The 254-nt window shown below is 60.6% G+C and carries 1 protein-coding gene; it reads left to right on the forward strand.

All coding sequences use genetic code 11. The annotated features are described in order from the left end of the window. The coding region (locus ACIPVK_RS21880; RefSeq protein ID WP_407614082.1) for a hypothetical protein at positions 1-254 on the forward strand (254 nt) is incomplete at both ends.

A 254-nucleotide genomic window follows, 5' to 3' on the forward strand; every position in this document is an offset into this window, starting at 1 on the left:
GCAAGAAGATTGCCACTCTTTCGAACAACACGAGAATCCAGTGGCTGCGGACCTCGGGTTCGTGGCAGCAAGTGCGCACCAGTGCCGGGATCGGCTGGATGCAGTCCAGCAAGCTCTCCACCAAGGCGATTAGGCCTCCGGCGAAGGCCTCGGTGTATAACTTCACCAAGTCGTTCACCTCGGTGAAGGCCAGGGCCTCGGCCGGTTCGGCCCATGTTCTGTCGCTTCACCGTCAGACGAGGGTCGAGGTCCTT

The sequence above is a fragment of the Paeniglutamicibacter sp. MACA_103 genome (genome assembly GCF_045798555.1).
Taxonomy (GTDB): domain Bacteria; phylum Actinomycetota; class Actinomycetes; order Actinomycetales; family Micrococcaceae; genus Paeniglutamicibacter.